The sequence below is a fragment of the Micromonospora sp. NPDC048935 genome, assembly GCF_043197875.1.
GTDB lineage: Bacteria > Actinomycetota > Actinomycetes > Mycobacteriales > Micromonosporaceae > Micromonospora.
Genome location: NZ_JBICTZ010000004.1, coordinates 148,278 through 166,720, shown reverse-complemented (window position 1 = coordinate 166,720; position 18,443 = coordinate 148,278). Strand labels below are relative to the sequence as shown.

Annotated in this window: 17 protein-coding genes and 1 pseudogene; 7 read left to right on the top strand and 11 right to left on the bottom strand. The window is 72.6% G+C overall.

The annotated features are described in order from the left end of the window. The first annotated feature begins 68 nt into the window (after positions 1–68). From ACGFIW_RS13980 to ACGFIW_RS13970, 3 genes are all read left to right on the top strand, one after another. Entirely contained in the window at positions 69–977 is a 909-nt protein-coding gene (locus ACGFIW_RS13980) for an SDR family oxidoreductase (RefSeq protein WP_393314423.1), read from the top strand. A 155-nt stretch (positions 978–1,132) separates the two neighbouring features. Then, positions 1,133–2,422: an SAM-dependent methyltransferase gene (locus tag ACGFIW_RS13975; protein WP_393314420.1), complete on the top strand. Its 1,290-nt coding sequence runs from the start codon at positions 1,133–1,135 to the stop codon at positions 2,420–2,422. Then, positions 2,419–3,606 (top strand): NADH-quinone oxidoreductase subunit D, encoded by a 1,188-nt coding sequence (locus ACGFIW_RS13970; protein ID WP_393314417.1) that lies wholly within the window; start codon positions 2,419–2,421, stop codon positions 3,604–3,606. Before ACGFIW_RS13975 ends, ACGFIW_RS13970 begins: the two co-directional genes overlap by 4 nt. An 18-nt stretch (positions 3,607–3,624) precedes the next feature. On the opposite strand, the gene ACGFIW_RS13965 is transcribed toward ACGFIW_RS13970, so the two are convergent. The 4 genes from ACGFIW_RS13965 to ACGFIW_RS13950 form a co-directional block, all read right to left on the bottom strand. Then, positions 3,625–5,424 carry a hypothetical protein gene (locus tag ACGFIW_RS13965; protein ID WP_393314414.1) on the bottom strand — a complete coding sequence of 600 codons (1,800 nt, stop codon included), beginning with the start codon at positions 5,422–5,424 and terminating at the stop codon, positions 3,625–3,627. Positions 5,425–5,532: 108 nt separating this feature from the next. Beyond that, on the bottom strand, positions 5,533–6,540 hold the full coding sequence (locus ACGFIW_RS13960; RefSeq protein WP_393314411.1) for a glycine betaine ABC transporter substrate-binding protein: 1,008 nt from the start codon (positions 6,538–6,540) through the stop codon (positions 5,533–5,535). Positions 6,541–6,741: 201 nt separating this feature from the next. After that, positions 6,742–7,482, bottom strand: a complete 741-nt coding sequence (locus ACGFIW_RS13955; protein WP_393314408.1) for an ABC transporter permease — start codon at positions 7,480–7,482, stop codon at positions 6,742–6,744. Continuing rightward, complete coding sequence (locus ACGFIW_RS13950) at positions 7,479–8,165, bottom strand: ABC transporter permease (protein ID WP_393314405.1); 687 nt, start codon at positions 8,163–8,165, stop codon at positions 7,479–7,481. The genes ACGFIW_RS13955 and ACGFIW_RS13950 overlap by 4 nt, the downstream gene beginning before the upstream one ends. 2 nt (positions 8,166–8,167) lie before the next feature. On the opposite strand from ACGFIW_RS13950, the gene ACGFIW_RS13945 reads away from it, so the two are divergent. Next, positions 8,168–9,172 (top strand): ABC transporter ATP-binding protein, encoded by a 1,005-nt coding sequence (locus ACGFIW_RS13945; protein ID WP_393314402.1) that lies wholly within the window; start codon positions 8,168–8,170, stop codon positions 9,170–9,172. A gap of 103 nt (positions 9,173–9,275) precedes the next feature. Here the strand turns inward: ACGFIW_RS13945 and ACGFIW_RS13940 are convergent, their stop codons facing one another. The 7 genes from ACGFIW_RS13940 to folP all read right to left on the bottom strand — a co-directional run bounded on the left by ACGFIW_RS13940 (position 9,276) and on the right by folP (position 13,874). Beyond that, the gene (locus ACGFIW_RS13940) at positions 9,276–9,779 is read right to left on the bottom strand and encodes a hypothetical protein (RefSeq protein WP_393314399.1); all 504 of its coding nucleotides are present in this window, start codon (positions 9,777–9,779) and stop codon (positions 9,276–9,278) included. 53 nt (positions 9,780–9,832) lie between these two features. Further along, positions 9,833–10,141: a hypothetical protein gene (locus ACGFIW_RS13935; protein ID WP_030489956.1), complete on the bottom strand. Its 309-nt coding sequence runs from the start codon at positions 10,139–10,141 to the stop codon at positions 9,833–9,835. A 53-nt stretch (positions 10,142–10,194) separates the two neighbouring features. Continuing rightward, on the bottom strand, positions 10,195–11,409 hold the full coding sequence (locus ACGFIW_RS13930) for an ABC transporter permease (protein ID WP_393314396.1): 1,215 nt from the start codon (positions 11,407–11,409) through the stop codon (positions 10,195–10,197). Positions 11,410–11,529: 120 nt separating this feature from the next. Next, on the bottom strand, positions 11,530–12,069 hold the full coding sequence (locus ACGFIW_RS13925) for a DUF3180 domain-containing protein (protein ID WP_393314393.1): 540 nt from the start codon (positions 12,067–12,069) through the stop codon (positions 11,530–11,532). A gap of 19 nt (positions 12,070–12,088) precedes the next feature. Beyond that, positions 12,089–12,616 carry a 2-amino-4-hydroxy-6-hydroxymethyldihydropteridine diphosphokinase gene (folK, locus tag ACGFIW_RS13920; RefSeq protein ID WP_393314391.1) on the bottom strand — a complete coding sequence of 176 codons (528 nt, stop codon included), beginning with the start codon at positions 12,614–12,616 and terminating at the stop codon, positions 12,089–12,091. Next, positions 12,613–12,981, bottom strand: a complete 369-nt coding sequence (gene folB, locus ACGFIW_RS13915) for a dihydroneopterin aldolase (protein WP_393314388.1) — start codon at positions 12,979–12,981, stop codon at positions 12,613–12,615. Before folB ends, folK begins: the two co-directional genes overlap by 4 nt. Continuing rightward, on the bottom strand, positions 12,978–13,874 hold the full coding sequence (folP, locus tag ACGFIW_RS13910) for a dihydropteroate synthase (RefSeq protein ID WP_393314385.1): 897 nt from the start codon (positions 13,872–13,874) through the stop codon (positions 12,978–12,980). The genes folB and folP overlap by 4 nt, the downstream gene beginning before the upstream one ends. Positions 13,875–14,228: 354 nt before the next feature. On the opposite strand from folP, the gene ACGFIW_RS13905 reads away from it, so the two are divergent. The 3 genes and pseudogenes from ACGFIW_RS13905 to ACGFIW_RS13895 all read left to right on the top strand — a co-directional run. Next, on the top strand, positions 14,229–14,543 hold the full coding sequence (locus ACGFIW_RS13905; protein WP_074315118.1) for a hypothetical protein: 315 nt from the start codon (positions 14,229–14,231) through the stop codon (positions 14,541–14,543). 13 nt (positions 14,544–14,556) lie between these two features. Next, a complete protein-coding gene (locus ACGFIW_RS13900; protein ID WP_007466101.1) occupies positions 14,557–14,919 on the top strand; it encodes a hypothetical protein in 363 nt (120 codons plus the stop codon). 824 nt (positions 14,920–15,743) lie between these two features. Beyond that, positions 15,744–18,442, top strand: a pseudogene (locus ACGFIW_RS13895) (ATP-binding protein); the annotation flags it as partial. Position 18,443: the final 1 nt, after the last annotated feature.

Sequence of the window (18,443 nt, the reverse complement as noted above, 5' to 3'; positions counted from 1 at the left end):
TCGCATCGCGACATCATGGGATACGGTGATGTCACAAGGCGACATGACCATCTCACAAAGGAACCGCCATGCGCGTATTCGTCACCGGCGCCTCCGGCCACCTCGGCTCCGCGGTCGTACCGAAACTGATCTCCGCCGGACACGACGTCGTCGGCCTGGCCCGCTCCGACACGTCCGCCGCCGCGATCGAGAAGCTCGGCGGCGAGGTACGCCGTGGCGACCTGTCCGACCTCGACACGCTTCGGGAGGAGGCGGCCGGCTCCGACGGGGTGATCCATCTGGCATTCCGCCACGACCTCCTGGTAAGCGGCGACCTGGCCGCCGCAGCCGAGGTCGACCTGGCGGCTCTCACGACACTCGCCGACGGCCTGGCCGGCTCCGGCAAGCCCCTGGTCGGCACGGGCGGGACCGCCATGCTCGTGATGAGCGGCATCGTCGGCCGCCCCGGCACCGAACACGACACCTTCCCCACCGGTGGCTACCGGATCGACGCGGACAACTTCGTGGCTGGCCTCGCCTCCCGCGGGGTGCGCTCCTCCGTCGTCCGGCTCCCCATCGTGCACAGCTCTCTGGACCACGTCGGCTTCATCACCGCCCTCATCGCGTCGGCCCGGCAGCACGGGTACGCCGCGTACGTCGGCGAGGGCACCAACCAGTGGCCGGCGGTGCACACGCTCGACGCGGCCGACCTCTACCGACTCGCCCTGGAAAAGGCCCCGGCCGGTGCGCGCCTGCACGCTGTCGCCGACGCAGGAGTCCCCTTCCGGCAGATCGCCGAGGCCATCGGCCGCAACCTCGACATCCCGGTCCGGAGCATCAGCCCCGACGAGGCGAACGGGTACTTCGGCTTCCTCGGGTCGATCGCGCAGCTGGACAACCCGACGTCCTCCGCCGTCACGCGCGAGCTGCTGGGCTGGACCCCCGACCACCCCGACCTGATCGCCGACCTGGACGCGGGGCACTACTTCCGGGCCTGAACACTTCCGGGGAGCCCACTTTGATCAAATGATGAAGAGTAGGTGCTGGGAGCTTTCCTGACCTACTTTCAGCAACTGATCACCGCGCGCCCCACTCCGCTGCCGAGCGGGACGGCGCGGATGATCGTGACGCGGGCCGGAATCGGAGTGGGTGGATGTCGATCGCCTGGCGGGACGCCATGAGCAGAGCCCTCTACGGGCCGGGTGGCTTCTTCGTCGCCGGCACCGGGCCGGCCGACCACTTCCGCACCAGCGTGCACGCCTCACCGGCCTTCGCCACCGCGCTGCTACGGCTTCTCGAAACCGTGGACTCGGCCCTCGGTCATCCGCCACGGTTCGACGTGGTCGACGTGGGTGCCGGGCGAGGGGAGCTGCTGCTCACCCTGCTGGCGTCCGTCGGGCTTGCGGTGGGGGTTTCCGGGGAGCCCACCCGCTCCGGGCGGTCAGGCTTGATCCCTGCGCGGGCGGGCTCCCCGGAAACCCCGACTCCCACGGCCGCCACCCGTTCCTTGCGGAACGAGCCGCCGTCCGGCACCGTCCGTCCGTCGCTTGCGGAGCGCGTCCGCTTCACAGCAGTCGAGTACGCCGGCCGCCCGGAGAACCTGCCCGAAGAGATCAACTGGACAGCCGAGATCCCCAACGGGATCACCGGAGTACTACTGGCCACCGAGTGGCTGGACAACGTCCCCCTGGACATAGCGGCACACACCGAAGAAGGCTGGCGATACGTACTGGTCGACCCCACAAGCGGCACCGAAACCATCGGCGACCCGCTCAGCCCTGATGATCTTGAGTGGCTGACGGAATGGTGGCCCAGCCCCACGAGCCTTCGCAGCGCGGACGGTGCCCCGGACCAGGGTTTGACCTGGGCCGACGCGACAAGCGGAAGCGAGTCGGGTTTCGGGGCAGCCCGGCCGGCGCAGGGATCAAGCCTGACCGCCCGGAGCCGGCCGGGCTGCCCCGAAACCCCCCACAGTGACCACCTACGAGCCGAGATCGGCCGCAGCAGGGATGAGGCGTGGGCCGACGCGATAGGCAGGATCGAATGCGGTCTGGCGCTGGCCGTCGACTACGGGCACCTGCGGGACAACAGGCCCGTGCACGGGACGTTGACCGGGTACCGGGCTGGGCGGCAGGTGCCTCCGGTGCCGGACGGGTCGAGTGACGTGACCGCGCACGTCGCCATGGACTCGGTCGCCTCCGCCGGTGCGGCGGTCGCCCGGTGTGCGTACTCCCTGGTCTCGCAGGCCGAGGCGCTGCGGGCGCTCGGGGCCGACGGCAGCCGACCGCCGCTGAGCATGGCCGGCACCGACCCGGCGGGGTACGTGCGGGCGTTGGCCGCCGCGTCGGCGGTGGCCGAGCTGACCGACCCGGTAGGGTTCGGCGGGCACCTGTGGCTGCGCCAACCGGTCGGCATCCCACTCGGCCCGGTCGTGGCACGATGACGGGCATGACCACCGACGCCGGGGACCTTCGTGAACTGACCGTCGGCACCGGGGCCGGCCTGGTCGCCGGCACCGGTGATCAGCAGCTCGGCACCGACATGGTGCTGAACATCGGCCCGCAGCACCCCTCCACGCACGGTGTGCTGCGACTCAAGCTGGTGCTCGACGGCGAACGGGTGGTCGCCTGCGAACCGATCGTCGGTTACATGCACCGGGGCGCGGAGAAGCTCTTCGAGGTGCGCGACTACCGGCAGATCATCGTGCTGGCCAACCGGCACGACTGGCTGTCGGCGTTCTCCAACGAGCTGGGTGTGGTGCTCGCGGTGGAACGCCTGATGGGCATGGAGGTGCCGGAGCGGGCCACCTGGCTGCGGATGGCCCTCGCGGAGCTGAACCGGGTGCTCAACCACCTGATGTTCCTCGGCTCGTACCCGCTGGAGATCGGGGCGATCACGCCGATCTTCTACGCCTTCCGGGAACGGGAGACGATCCAGGCGGTGATGGAGGAGGTCTCCGGGGGCCGGATCCACTACATGTTCAACCGGGTGGGTGGCCTCAAGGAGGAGGTGCCGTACGGGTGGACCGGTCGGGCGCGTGCGGCGATCGGCGAGGTACGCGGGCGGCTGCCCGACCTGGACCACCTGATCCGGCGCAACGAGATCTTCCTGGCGCGGACGGTGGGCGTGGGCGTGCTGTCCGCCGCGGACGCCGCCGCGTTCGGCGCGTCCGGGCCGGTGGCCCGCGCCTCCGGGCTCGACCTGGACCTGCGCCGCGACGACCCGTACCTGGCCTACGACGAGTTGGACGTGCCGGTGGTCACCCGCACCGCCGGCGACTGCCACGCGCGCTTCGAGGTGCTGCTGGACCAGGTGTACGCGTCGCTGGACCTCGCCGAGCAGTGCCTGGACCGGGTGGACCGGCTGACCGGGCCGATCAACACCCGCCTGCCGAAGGTGCTCAAGGCGCCGGAGGGGCACACGTACGCCTGGACGGAGAACCCGCTCGGCATCAACGGCTACTACCTGGTGTCGCGGGGTGAGAAGACGCCGTGGCGGTTGAAGTTGCGCACCGCGTCCTACGCGAACGTGCAGGCGTTGGCCACTCTGCTCCCGGGCTGCCTGGTGCCGGATCTGATCGCGATCCTCGGTTCGATGTTCTTCGTGGTCGGCGACATCGACAAGTGAGCCGGGCCGCCTGAGGTGTCAGCGCCAGTGCTCCGCGGGCGGGGTGCCACCGGCACGCGGTACGTCGTCCTGCGGCGGGTAGCCGTAGCGCTCGTCGACCCGACGCCGGCCGGTCCGCTCGGGTGCGGGTTCCGCCTGGTGGCCGCGCTGGCGCGGAGGACGCCACTCGTCCGGCACCGGCACCCCGCCCACCGGTAGCGCCGGGCGGCCCGCCTGCTCGGCCCGCCAGCCACCGTCGCGATCGTGCCGACGCGCCGGCTCGTCCCGCTGGTACGACTCGCGCTCCTCGTGCCGACGCGGCTCCTCGTGCCCGCGGGGCTGCTCGTGCCGACGCGGCTCCTCGTGCCGGACGGCGGCCCAGCGGTCGGCCATCCGGTACTCGGTGCCGGTGGCGTCCGTGCGCACCTCGGCCCGGCGTTCGCCGACCCGCAGCTCGTGGCCATCCTCGTCGTCACGGACGGCGGCCCACCGGTCACCGGCCCGCAACTGCGACCAGTACTCGCCCGTGTCGTCGGCCCGCAGGGCCGGGCCGGGCTGCGGAGCGGCCGCGCCGGCCCGATCGCGCCGCTCCGACCAACCACGCTCGTCCGGGCTGTCCCAGGAGGAGCCCGAGGTCGGACGCTGCGACACCTGGTGCGGCCCGGCGGCCGGGCCTGGCTCGTCGTACGTGTCGCGCGGATCGGTCCACTCCGGCTCGTCACGGCGACCCGTCCGGCCCGGCTCGTGCCCGTCCCGGTCCGGCACGTTCCGGTCGGGACCCCAACCCGACGCTTCCCGCGCGCCGCTCCACTCGGGTTCGCCACCGGTCGGAGGCTGCGGCCCCCGCACCCGGTTGTCACCGGGGCGAGCCCGGTCGTCGCCGTACCCGGCTCGGGGGCGCTCCCCCGGCTCGCCCGCCGGTCGGCCGGTCGTGCGGGCACGCTCGTCCACGCCGCCACCCCGGGCCCACTCCTGCGCCGGTGGGGTCCACCGGCCCGGGTGTTCACCGCCGTAGTGTCCACCCGGCTCACCGCCGTAGTGCCCACCCGGCTCGGCGGGCCCGCCGTCCACCACCGTGTGCCGGGTGGTGACGTGCACGGTTTCGGTGTGCCGGACCACGCCGAGGGGTCGGTGCGCCGGTTCGGGGCGGTCGTGCTCCTGGCGACGCGCCGAGCCGTACGTGGCGTCGGCCGGCCGTTGTGCGCCGTACGTTCCCGCCGTCGCCCGCGGCTCGGCGGCCTCCCGTGGGTGGGCCGGCCCGTCGTCCGGATGCGCGGGGTGACCCCACCGGGACGCGTCGTCCGGGCCGGGCACCCGGGCGCGGCCGGGCGGCGCGTCACCCGGCACCGAAACGCGGCTACGGGCCACCGGAGCGTTGTCCCCCGGTGGCTCGACGCTCGGCACCCGCGCCCGGCCGGCGCCCGCCGGCTCCGCCACCGGGGCGGCGGCAGCGACGGGGGCGGCACCGGCGAGAGCGGCACCGCTGGCGTCAAGACGGCGGCGGACCGCGGCGATCCCCTCCTGTGCCCGGTGCGCCTGGTCGAGGGCCTGGCTTCCGCGCTGCGCGGCGGTCGCGAGCTGGGTACGCAGCTCCTCGATCTCGTCCTGCAACTCGTCGGCCCGGGCCGAGGCACCGGCATCGTCGGCCCGCAGCGCGATGGAGAGGCCGATCAGCACCACGGAGACGATGGCGAGCACCGCGGCGAAGCGCAGCGGACCGTTGCCGTCGGCGACCAGCAGGATCAGCGCCGCCACCGGCGCGAGAGCCACCCCCGCCCAGAAGAGCACGGTCAGCAGCGATGGTCGACGCCGGGTGTCAGAGGTGACCGGGGCTGGCATGGATGTGCAGCCTACCGACGAGGTCCGTCGGAGGGAACGGGGTCCCCGGACGTGCGGACGCCCCCGCCCGGTCGGGGCGGGGGCGTCCGCGGTACGCCCGACGAGAGCTCAGTTGGTGGCGAACGCGCCGTCCGAGGAGAAGATCAGGCCCACGCTGATCGAGCCGTCCCGCAGACCGCTCTTGGTCAGCGGCCCACCCTGGTCCAGTGAGGAGAACGAGCCGACCTTCAGCCCGTACGTCTTCTCCAGACCCGGCTTGCAGAACGGACGCTGCTCGCACTCCGGCGGGCCGCCCAGCTTCGTCGCGCTGCCCGAGCACTTCGCGGCGAACTCGGAGAGGGTCCGTACGCCGTACTTGTCGGCGAACGCCTGGGTGACGGCGAAGGCGTTCTGGTCCTGTGCGGCGGCCGGGGCGCCGAACGTGATGCCGACCTTGTCACCCTGGGCCTTGAGCGCCGTCACCGTGGCGTTGATGTCGGGCGAGGAGACCGGCGGAGGAGTGCCACCACCGTTGTTCTTGGTGTTGAGGAACTCGGCCATCGTCGCCGCGTACTCCGGGACGACCTGGATCTCGCCCTTCACCAGCGCCGGCTCGTACAGCTCGCGGTTGCCGATCTGCTGCACCTTGACCTGGTAGCCGGCGGCGGTGAGCGCGATCCGGTACAGCTCGCCCAGAATCTGGCTCTCGGCGAAGTTGGCGGCGCCCACCACGATGTCGCCGCCCGACCCCTTGGCGATGCCCGCGGTGATGTTGTTGGCGCTCGCGAACTCCTCGGCCGCCACCTTGGCGGTCTTGCGGTCCTCGTTGACGGCCTTGTTGAGCTGGATCAGCTTCGGCGTGTCGAGGGTCGCGGAGACCTTGTCCAGTGCGGCGATCAGCTGCGGGTTGGCCGCCTTGCTGTTGACCGCGGGAATGACGTTGTCGGAGTTCTGGAGCTTCTTGTCGTCCTGCAGGGCGATGAGCTGCTTGCCGGCGACCGGGGCGCACCCGGCGCCAGAGGCGCTCTGCTGGGGTGCGTCGGTGCCGGACGAGCCGGCGTCACCGCAACCGGTGAGAAGCGCTGCCCCGGCGACGGCGCCGATCGCGCCGATCGCCAGACGTGTACGTGCGCGCATGTGCCCGCCTTCCGTGTCCCGGCGCGGCCCGTCCCGGGCCGGCCGCGTGTCCGACGGGCGATCCTGACTGTCGGTCGCCCGCGAATGTCCACCCAACATGCTCCGCAACCGACCGACAACCTGGGATGGACTTCGTCACCTCATCATCACCGATCGGACCGGTGCGGGTCGCCAGCTCGCCGCGGGCTCACCCGGAGGGGGTCAGGCTCTCCCGGTGGCGTCGGCGGGCCGCGGCCGGCCCGTGCGCTGCCGTCCGCGCCGCAGCGGGCGGGGGGTGACCAGGCGTTCGACACCGCCGAGGACCACCTCGGCCAGCAGCGCCAGACCGGCCACCAGCACACCGCCGGCGACGATCTGCCCACCGCCGGCCGCGATACCGATGCCGAAGCCGGTCCGGATGATCTGGCCCAGGCCGCCGCCGTTGACGAACGAGGCCAGCGCGGCGGTCGCGATCACCTGGACCGCGGCGGTCCGGAAGCCGGCGGCCAGGTAGGGCACCGCGAGCGGCAACTCGACGCGGCGCAGCAACTGCCCGCCGGACAGGCCCATCCCCCGGGCCGCGTCGCGGGCCTCCGGGTCCACCTGCCGCACCCCGGTGTACGCGTTGGCCAGCAGCGGCGGGACGGCGAAGACGGCGAGCGCCACCACGACCGGCGTCCGCCCGAAACCGCTGGCGAAGGCCACCGGCAGGATGGTCAGCAGCGCCAGGGTGGGGATGGCCAGGGTGGCGTTGGAGATCAGCACCACGAGGCCGCCACCGCGACCGAGGTGCCCCAGCCACAGCCCGAGCGGCCAGGCCACCAGGCAGCCGAGCGCCACCGCCAGGGCCGAGATCGTCAGGTGCTCGCCGAGCCGGTCCAGCATGCCGCCGGGGTTGGTCCAGTTCAGTGGGTCGTTGATCCAGGTGATCGCCTGCCCGATGGGGTTCGCCGCGACGGTCACCGTGCCCTCCGGGTGGACCAGGGGGTCACCAGTCGGGCGACCAGGATGAGCAGCAGGTCGAGCACGACCGCGAGCGCCACGCAGAGCAGCGCGGCAGTCATGATCTCGGCCTTGTAGAGGTTGTTCTGGAAGCCCGCGAAGATCAACTGCCCGAGCCCGCCGTGCCCGACCAGCACCCCGACCGTGACCAACGCCACCGTCGAGACGGTCGCCAGCCGTACGCCTGTCACGATGCCCGGCAGCGCCAGCGGCAGGTCGATTCGGAACAGGCGCCCCCACCGGCCGTAACCCATGCCCTCGGCGGCCTCCCGAACCTCCGGGGGCACCTGGTTGAGACCGGCCACCACGTTGCGCACGATCAGCAGCAGCGCGTAGAGGACCAGCCCGACCAGCACCGTGGTCGCCCCGGTGCCCAGGTAGGGGGCGATGAACGCGAAGAGGGCCAACGACGGGATGGTGTAGACCACCCCGCTGACGGCGAGGATCGGCCCGGCGAGCGGCCGGAACCAGTACGCGAGCACGGACAACGGCAGAGCGATCAACACGGCCAGCAGCACCGCCCGCCCGGTGAGGGTGGCGTGTTCGCGCACGGCGGCGAGGATCGTGTCAGAGTTGTCCCGCACGTACTGCCAGGAGAACCAGGGGTTACCCGGGTCGGCCCGGTAGCTCAGGCGGAAGGACATACGTGGACGTTACCCCGGAGGCTGCCGACGTGGCCTCATCCCCTCGCGCGGCGTCGATCTCCCTACAGGGCATCCAGAAGCGCTACCCGAACGGCACCGAGGCGGTCCGGGACCTCAGCCTGGACGTCCGGGCCGGCGAGCTGGTGGTGCTGATCGGCCCGTCCGGCTGCGGCAAGTCGACGGTACTGCGCATGATCAATCGTCTGATCGAGCCGACCGCCGGCCGGATCACGCTCGGCGACGAGGACGTGACGGACGCCGACCCGGTGCGGCTGCGCCGCCGTATCGGATACGTGATCCAGAACGTCGGCCTGTTTCCACACCAGACGGTCCGGGCCAACGTGGCCACCGTGCCGGGCCTGCTCAGGTGGCCCAAGCGCCAGACCCGGGCCCGGGTCGACGAGTTGCTCGACCTGGTCGGCCTGGACCCGGCCCAGTTCGGCGGCCGCTACCCGCACGAACTCTCCGGTGGTCAGCGGCAACGGGTCGGGGTGGCCCGCGCGCTCGCCGCCGACCCGGTGGTGCTGCTGATGGACGAGCCGTTCTCGGCCGTCGACCCGATCGTCCGGACCCGCCTTCAGGAGGAGTTCCTCCGGCTTCAGGCCGAGGTCCGCAAGACCATCGTCCTGGTCACCCACGACCTCGACGAGGCGGTCCGGCTCGGCGACCGGATCGCGGTGCTCTCCGAGGGCGGGCACCTGGAGCAGTACGACACGCCGGCCGCGCTGCTCGGCGCACCCGCCACTCCGTTCGTCCGGGAGTTCGTCGGGGCCGACCGGGGCATCCGCCGCCTGGCGGTGACCCCACTCGACCGGGAGACACTGGAACCCGTACCCGGCGACGCCGCGGCGGACCTGCCCACCGTGGCACTGGACGGCACCGCGTACGACGCCCTGGCCGTGTTGCTCACCTCGGGACGGGACCAGCTCGTGGTGACCGACGCCGGCCGACCGGTGGGTGCGCTCAGTCGACACCGCCTGCTCGACCTGGTCCGCACGCCGAACTGACCGGACGGCGACCGGGCTGCCGCCGACGGCGGCCCGGTCCCGGCCGCCCCAGCTCAGGCGCGACCGCGCCGGGCCAGCTCAGGCGCGACCGCGCCGGGCCAGCTCAGGCCCGGCCACCGAGGCTGGCGGTGCCGATGATCCACCCGGTGAGGAAGCCGTAGCCGGCGCCGGTGCTGGCGTCCCGCAGGGCGACCAGCAGTGACGGATCCGGGCCGAGCAGCGCCGCCAGCACGGCGGCGAGCCCGCCGGCGAGCACGTACGCGGCCCAGCCGGAGAGGAACTGGCTGACCGAGCCGGGCACCCGGGCCACCTGCGCGGCGGGCAACAGGTAGAGCAGGGCCACCGCGAGGACCACCAGCAGCACGGCCCGCAGGTCGGCGGCGAACAGGCCGCCGGCCTGCCCATCCGCGTGGAGCCGCCAGGCCGGCCACGCGAGCAGACGCAGGTAGAACGCGCCGGCCGAGTCCGGGTCGGTCTGGGTGGCGGCCCAACCGGTGTACGCGGGACTGCCGCATATCCCGACCAGCAACAACACGGCGAGCGCACCGGTGCCGGCCGCCGTGCCGTAACGGCTGACCGGCCCGGAGCGGTGGAAGAGCGACGCCATCCGCCCAAGCCCCGAACCTGTCGTTCGGGTGGACCTGGGCTGCCCCGAGCGGCTCAGTGCTTCAGCAGGTAGTCGATGAAGGCGGCCCGCAGCAGCGGCGCGGACTCCTCGTAACCGTGACCCGTCAGCTCCCGCCACAGCGCGTTGGCCTCGTCAATGGTCGGGCCGATCGAGTTCGGTGCGCCGTCCAGCACCGTGGCCTCGTCCGCGTTCGGCAGGTGCCGCAGCACCGACCAGTAGAACTTGACGTCGCGACGCTCCCGGGCCAGGGCGAACGCCCGCTCCCGCAGCTCCTCGGTGGACAGCGCGTCAAGCTCGGCGAACGAGGTTCCGCCGGGGGCGGCGGCAGGTGTGTCGGTCATGTCGCCGAGCCTAACGGTCGAGATCAGCTCCGGCTCGGCGGACGCCGCCGTGGTCACCGCTCGTCGACGTCCCACCGGCGCGGGCTGTCCTCCCAGCGCGGATCCCGCCACGGGTCGACCGGTTGGGGCGCGGCCGGCGTCGGCAGCGTCGGAGGCCAGTTGTCCACCGACTGTGACTGCGGCATGGTCCAACCCGTGCTGATCGTGCCGTCGGTGACCGGTTCCGGTTTCTCGGTGCTGCCGGGTCGGGGCCGACCGAATGTCTCGACCAGCCGGGTGACAAGCAGTCCGGCACCCAGCACGGCACCGCCGACCGCCCAGGTGCTCAGCGTCCAGCCCCGCTCCGGCGCGTACGCCTGGAAGACGGTGACCAGGCTGACCGCCAGCACCACGCCGAACACACCGCCCCGGCGGCCGTACGCGCTGGTGCCGGCGAGCAGGGCCACCCCGATCCCCAGGACCGTCCAGTCCAGGCCCGAGGTAGGTGCCACCGGCCCGGGGTCGTTGGCGGCGATCAGCACACCGGCGAGGGCGGCGAACACGGTGGAGCCGACAAGCGCGGCCCCGGCGACCACGGCGGCGACCGCGCCCCGCCGACGGGCCGGGTCGGCGACCGGCCGATACCGGCCGACCAGCCGGCGGATCGCCCGGATCGCGCCGAACAGCCCGCTGAGGACGGCCACCGCCGCGAAGCCGGCGAAGAGGTAACCGGCGCTGCGCCCCGGGTCGTAGTCGCCCTGCACCAGCACCGGCGCCGAACGGCGTTCGATGAACACCACCACACCGGCCGCGCCGGCCAGGCTGGCGGCCCACGCCGGCACGTGCAGCACCACCACGACCAACGCCAGCGCGAGCCCGCCCAGCGCGGCGACCGCCACGGCCGGGCCGACCGACGCCGGCAGGCCCCGATCACCCTGCTCGGCGTAGTGCAGGGCGGTGGCGACCGCGACCGGCCCGATGGCCAGGTTCGGTGCCGCGGTACGCAGGCTCAGCCCGGCGGCCAGGGCGAGCAACCCCAACCCGACCGCGTCGACGAGCAACGTGCGCAGGTTGTCGGCGCGCAGGGCGGCCTGGTCCTCCCGCCAGAGCAGCCAGCCCAGGGCGGCCAGCCCGGCCAGCAGCACGAACTCCCAGCCCAGTTGCACGCCGATCCGGTCCCGGCCGGGCTCACCGTGGGTGGGGTCGTCGAAGACGTTCTCCAGAACGGCGGCGGGCACCCCGGACGAGGGCTCGGTCGAGCGGTCCCGGCCCGCTTCTTCGTACCCCATGACGCCGCCTCCCCAGTGGCCCGGCCGTCCCCGGTCCGGCGCGCGGACGGACCGTGGGCGGCCCTTGCTCTCCGATCGCAGGCACCGTACCCGCGCCCGGAGCCGGGCGTAACCCCCTGCTCAGCGCTGGCCGGGACGGCTCTCCCGTGGGTCCTGCTCGCGTTCGTCGTCCGGGCGTTCCGGCACCCGGCAGGAGCGCTCCAGCCACAGCGCGGCGCCCACCAGAGCCAGCGAGGCGAGCAGGCCCCCGCCCGCGGCCGGACGATCATCCAGGGCAGCGCGTGTGGTCTCCAGGAAGAGCCAGCCGGCGAGCCCCGCGTAGAAGCCGGCGAAGATGGCCGCGGCCAGCGCCGACGCCTTGGCCAACACCACGAAACGGGCGACCAGCAGTGGGTTGACCGCGTCCCGCCCCGGCTTGCGCTCGATCCGGCCCCGGGTGTTGATCGCGGCGTACGCCTCAAGCACCGCCAGCCCGGCCAGCGTCACCACCGGCAGCCAGGGCAGCCGGGGGATGCCGCTGTAGTAGAGAGAGCTGATCAGCAACCAGGCCACCGCCGCTGCGGCCAGGGCGGCCACGACCAGGGTCGAGATCCGGGTGGGGCCCATCCGGGACCGATCCGGGCCGGACCCGCCCGGTGGTGGGGACTTCGCCTGCGTCATGCCGGCCGACTCCGCTCGGTCATGCCGTCGACTCTAACGCCAACTCCGGCCGGGGGCGCAGTTCCAGCGCGTCGGCCGCCGCGGGGCCGGTGGTGAGCAGGTCGGTCAACCAGCCGTGACCGGGCAGCCGGCCGTACGGCTGGATGTCGATCCACGGCCGCAGCACGAAGGCGCGCAGGTGCGCCCGGGGGTGCGGCAGGGTCAACTCCTCGTCGTCGCTGAGCACCGGCTCGTCGTCGTCGCCCCAGACCGCGATCACGTCCACGTCGAGGGTGCGCGGCCCGAACCGCCGTTGCGGGTCACGGACCCGGCCGGCCGCGTGCTCCGCGCCGCGAGCCCGCTCCAGCCAGTCGCGCGGGGTCGCGCTCGCGTCCTGGGCGAGCAGCACCGCGTTGAGGTACGCGGGCTGGTCGGCGTCGCCCCACGGTGGAGTCTCGTACACCCCGGAGAGCACGAGTACGGTGTCGCCGAACGAGGCGACAGCCGTGCGCAGGTGGCCCAGCCGGTCGCCCAGGTTGCTGCCGAGCGACAGCACCGCCCTGGTCACCGGGCCCGCGTCCGGGTCATGGTGACGGCCACGTCGGTGAAGGTGTGCGGCACCGGGGCCTCCGGCTTGTGCACGGTGATCGTGGCGGTGCCCACCCGTTCGTCGGCCAGGCAGACCGCGAGGAGTCGGTCGGCCAGGGTCTCGATCAGGTTCACCGGCTCGCCGGTCACCACCGCGACCAGGCGTTCGGCCAACTCGCCGTAGTGGACGGTGTCGGTGACGTCGTCGCTGGCAGCCGCCGGGGCCAGGTCCATTTCGAGGACGGCGTCGACCACGAAGTCCTGTCCCTGGGCCCGCTCGAAGTCGTACACCCCGTGTCGGCCGTGGGCCCGCAGGCCGGTCAGCTGGATCCGGTCGGTCGTCATCGCCGTACCTCCTGCTCGTACTCGTGTCGTGCCCGCGGCTGGTCGTGCGACGGCACGGCCAGGCGCGGGCTGCCGGTCGCGACCCAGACCGCGAGGGCGTCGGCGGTGGCCCGCACGTCGTGCACGCGGACGCCCCAGGCTCCCGCGGCGACCGCCAGCACGCTGGTGGCCACCGTGGCCGCCTCCCGCTGGGCGGTCGGTCGTGGGGTGCCGTCCGGGGCGGCGAGCAACCTGCCGAGGTACGACTTGCGGCTGGCCCCGAAGAGCAGCGGGCAGCCGAGGTCCAGCAGCTCCGGCAGACGGGCGCTGAGTTCCCAGTTGTGCTCGGCGGTCTTGGCGAAACCGAGCCCGGGGTCGACGATGATCCGATCGGCGGCCACCCCGGCGGCCAGCGCCGCGTCGATCCGTTGGGCCAGCTCGGCCCGCACGTCGGCCACCACGTCGGTGTAGTGGGCCAACTCACGCATCGCGCGGGAGTGGCCACGCCAGTGCATCAACACCCAGGGGCAGTGCGCGTCGCGAACCACGCGGGCCATGTCCGGGTCGGCCAACCCGCCGGAGACGTCGTTGACCACCGCCGCCCCGGCGGACAGGGCGGCCTCGGCCACCCGCGCGCGGCTGGTGTCGATGCTGACCGCCACGCCGGCGGCGGTCAGCTCGCGGATGACCGGCAACACCCGGGCCACCTCGGTCGCGGCGTCGATCCGCTCGGCACCCGGCCGGGTCGACTCACCGCCGATGTCGACCAGGTGTGCACCGGCGTCGCGCAGACGGACGCCGTGTCCGACGGCCGAGTCGAGGTCGGCGTACCGTCCGCCGTCGGAGAAGGAGTCCGGTGTGACGTTGAGGACGCCCATCACCACCGGGCCCGAGGCCCGCACCAGATCGGTCACGACTAGACGGTACCGGTCGCGGCGGCGGCGCCAATCGACCCGGGTCGGCTCCCCCGACCGACCCTGACGTGCTGATTAGAACAGGTGTACGATCGGTCATCCGGGCAGCATCGGGCAGCCTCTTCGCGGCTTGTCGCAATCCGGGGCGGCCCGTACGCTTTGGAATTGGCCAGCATCGAGATGGCGAAGCTTGGAGGGAGGGCCGAAGCGGGAAAAATCCGCCCAAACCTCGCCACGCTATGTGGTGAGTAACGAACGCAGGGTCAAGAACGCTGCGCCCTGTGGAGCAGATTTCCGCCAGGTTCGCCTTTTGCACCGCCGCGGCACCGCCGGCCGCGCTATGGGGAGGTTCCAGTGATCGCCTTCGAGCTCATGGAGACGGCGTCGTCCGGCGTCGCCCACGCGCTCTCCACCCTGGCGTCGACTCCGCTCGCCGAGCCGGCACCGAAGGGGATCGACACCAACAGTGTGGTCACCTTCTTCGCCAGCAAGATCGCGCCGATCCTGCTGGCCGTCCTGGGCGTCATCTTCATCGGCCGGGCCAGCCGGGGCGAGATCTCCAAGGTGCTGACCAGCTCCGCGATCGCGATCGTCGGGCTCGCCTTCATCGCCGGTGCGGCAACACTCTTCTTCGTCGGCGATTACCTGATCGACCTGATCTTCGAATAGGCGCGTTCACCAGATGCGGCTGCGCACCGACGACGACATCTACCGGGCCCGCCTGGTCTACCTCGGGCCGCCCGGTTACACCCTTCCGGTCCACCTGCCCTACGCCCAGTACGGGCTCTTCATGCTGCTGGTCCCCCTCTACATGTTCATCCACTGGCTGTTCACGTTGACGGTCGAGCTCTTCCCGGCCTGGGAGATCGCGCTCGCCATCGTGACCACGTCGTTCATCTTCCGGCACGTCGACCCCGACCGGCCGGCGCGGGTGGTCATCCGCACCGCGCTGACCGACTGGCGACGCACTCGGGAGCCGGCGATCGAGCAGCGCGACCCGCGCCTGGTCGGCAGCCGGATCAGGATCCGGGAGGAGCTGGCATGACCGGGCGTACGCCGATCGGTCCGTGGCACGACGCGGGCAGGAGCCTTCCGCCAGGTTCGAGGGCGGTCGCATGAGTCGCTCGTCCACGCCGGGTCCTCCGGCCGGCCACTCGGGCGTGCCGGCTGGTCACCGAGCGCAATCATTCGACTACACCGAAGACGAGGACGAGGTGGCCCTCGACCCCGCGCTGGTGACGTCGCCCGGCCACGGTGCGGTGGGTGTGTTCCAGGCACCCCGACCGGTCCCCCGCCGGACACCACCCGCCGAGCCCAGTGCGGTCTCGGCCGGCGAGAACGCCGACATCGACTCCCCCTTCCTGGACCTGTTCGGCGGGGCACGGCCCACCGCCGCGCGAGCCCTGCCGGCCGGCCCGAGCATTCGGGAGCAGCAGGCGATCCCAGTCCAGCCGCCGACGGCCAGCCCGGCACCGGCCCGCCCGACACCCGAGCTCGAACCACCGTGGACGCCCGACGACCAGCCCCGCAGCGGCCGCCGGTCCGTCGAGCCACGACACGGCGGCGGTCACCCGGCCATTGAGTCCCGGGTGCCGCACCAGGTCGGCGATCGGCTGCCGATGCTCCGTCCGTCGGACGAGCCCGACCCCACCGCCACCACACCACCGGCAACCACCGGTCCGGTCAGACCACCGGCAGGCACCGGTCCGGTCAGCGGGCCGGCGAGCGCCACGCCGGCCAGCCGCTCCACGGTCGCGCCACCCAGCCGGCCAGCACCCCAGCCCGACCGACCGACTGCTCAACCGGCCCCGGCCGAGCAGCCGGTCAGCGCCGGCCGCACGGATCGGCCGGCGCTGGAGGGCACGGAGCGCCGCGCCACCCGCTCGGACCGCCCCGGGGGCACCGGCACCGACCCGAGCGGTCGGGAGGTCGCCCCGCCCCGGCAGCGTGCCGCGAGCCGACCGGACCGACCGACCAAGCCAACCCGGGTCCGCGCCCCGAAGATCAAATTCGGGGATCGGGACCCGTCGGTCGAGCTGGCCATCACCGAGATCGCCGGCCACCTGACCTTCACCCCCAACACCGTCACCGCCTGGTATTGGCTGCCCGAGGTCCGCTGGGCATTCCGGCCGGACGCCGAGCGCGAGGCGCTGCTCTCGGCCATCTCCGAGCAGTACGCCGGCCTGGCGGGCTTCCGGCTGCACCTGCGCCGCACCACCCGGCCGTTCCCCGCCGACGAGTGGGCGCGCACCATCGACGCACACACCCGCGCACCCCTCGCCGACGTGCCCGGCACCACCAGTTGGGCTGATCACCTGGTCGCCGCCCAGCGGCACCTGATGGCCGTCAACCACGCCGAGGGGCAGACCTACCTGGGCGTCACCTTCGCCCGGCGGTCCCTCGGCGACTCGCTCACCGAGCGGTTGCTGCGCACCTTCGGCCGGGGCACCGCCGAGGGCGAACGCCGCAAACTGGGCCGCACCGTGGAGCAGTTCGACGAGGTGCTCGGGGCGTTCGGCATGCGCGGCCGGCGGGTCACCGCCCAGGAGCTGGAGTGGCTGCTCTACCGCTCGGTGGCGCTGTGCATGGCACCGCCCGGCACGCTCTCCCCGGTCACCGACGGGCGCTGGGAGCGCGGTGACCTGCTCGCCCTCACCGAACAGGTGGAGCGCTACCGCACCCCGTACGGCTCGACGGTGAAACTCGTCAACCGGATGACCGGCGAGGAACGGCACGTCGCCGTGCTCGCCGTGGGCCGGATGGAGCCGCTGGAGATTCCCGAGCGGCACGAGCCGTGGCTGCACTTCCACGAGCGGCTGCCGTGGCCGATGGAGATTTCCACCCGCGTCGACATCCTCGGCTCCGGTGACTCCTTCCGCAATCTCGAACACCGGCTGCGGATGATCCGCTCGCAGCAGCTCGACTACGCCGAGCACGGCATCGACGCACCCCCGGAACTGGAGCGACTGGCCAAGCGGGCGCTGGTGATCGGCGACGAGATGACCACCGGCCTGCCGGTCGACTCGGCCCGTGCGCACGGCTGGCACCGGATCGCCGTCGGCGGCCGGACCAGGGAAGAGTGCCTGGAGCGCGCCCGCCGGCTCATCCAGCTCTACTCCCGGGAGTTGCGCATCTCCCTGCAACACCCGAAAAACCAGGACTGGCTGGCCCGCGAGTTCATCCCCGGCGAGCCGATCGCCAACACCGGCTACGTCCGCCGCATGCCGGTGCCGTTGCTCGCCGCCGCGCTCCCGCAGGCCGCCTCGAACGTGGGCGACCGGCGGGGCGACCTGATCGGTCGGACCGCCGGCACCTGCCGCCGCCCGGTCTTTCTCGACCTGCACTTCCCCATGGAGGTCCGGGAACGCTCCGGGCTCGCGGTCTTCGTCGCCGAACCGGGCGGTGGCAAGTCGACACTGCTCGGCGCACTGGGCTACCTGGCTGCCCGCAGAGGTGTCCAGGTGACCCTGCTCGACCCGTCCGGGCCGCTGGCCCGACTCTGCGCGATGCCCGAGCTGCGACCGTACTCCCGGGTGTTGAACCTGACCGGCTCGGAGCACGGCACCCTGGCACCCTACTCACTCATTCCCACCCCACTGCGTACCGAATTCGCTACCGGCGCGGCTGGTGACCGGGAGTTCGAGATCGCCGTCTCCAACGCGCGGGCCGAGCGGCGGATGCTCGTCCAGGACATCTGCATGATGCTCGTTCCGCCGCAGGTGGCCCGCGAGGCGTCGACCGCCACCCTGTTCCGGCACGCGGTGCGGCAGGTCCCCGCCGAGGAGACGTCCACACTGGACGACGTGGTGAGCTGCCTCGGTCGTCTCGACGACGACGCCGGCAAGGAGCTTGCCAACCTCCTGCTGGACACCGCCGAGATGCCCCTGGCCATGCTGTTCTTCGGCCGGCCACCGGAGGGGCTGCTCGGCGCCGACGCCGCACTCACCGTGATCACCATGGCCGGGCTGCGGTTGCCCGACCTCAAGATCGAACGCGAGTACTGGTCCGCCGAGGAAGCACTGGCCCTGCCGATGCTGCACACCGCGCACCGGCTCGCCGTCCGCCGCTGCTACGGCGGGTCGATGTCGTCGCGCAAACTCGTCGGCCTCGACGAGGCGCACTTCATGGAAGGCTGGCGATCCGGGCGTTCGTTCCTGGTCCGGCTCGCCCGGGACTCCCGCAAGTGGAACCTCGCCGCGCTGGTCGCCTCGCAGAACCCACGCGACATCCTCGGCCTCGACGTGCAGAACCTGGTCTCCACCGTCTTCGTCGGGCGGATCGCCGAGGACGCCGAGATCGCCTCCGAAGCGCTGAGGCTGCTGCGGGTGCCGGTCAACGACGGCTACGAAGCCACACTCGCCTCACTCTCCGCCGCCGACACCAGCTCGTCCAGCCGCCTCGGCTTCCGCGAGTTCGTGATGCGCGACGTCGACGGCCGCGTGCAGAAGGTCCGCGTCGACGTCTCGTACGTCGAAGGGCTGTTGGACCACCTCGACACGACGCCCGCCGCGATCGCCGCGGCGGCCGGCGTGCTACCGAGCATCTCCCTGCCGGATCTGGAGGCGTGAC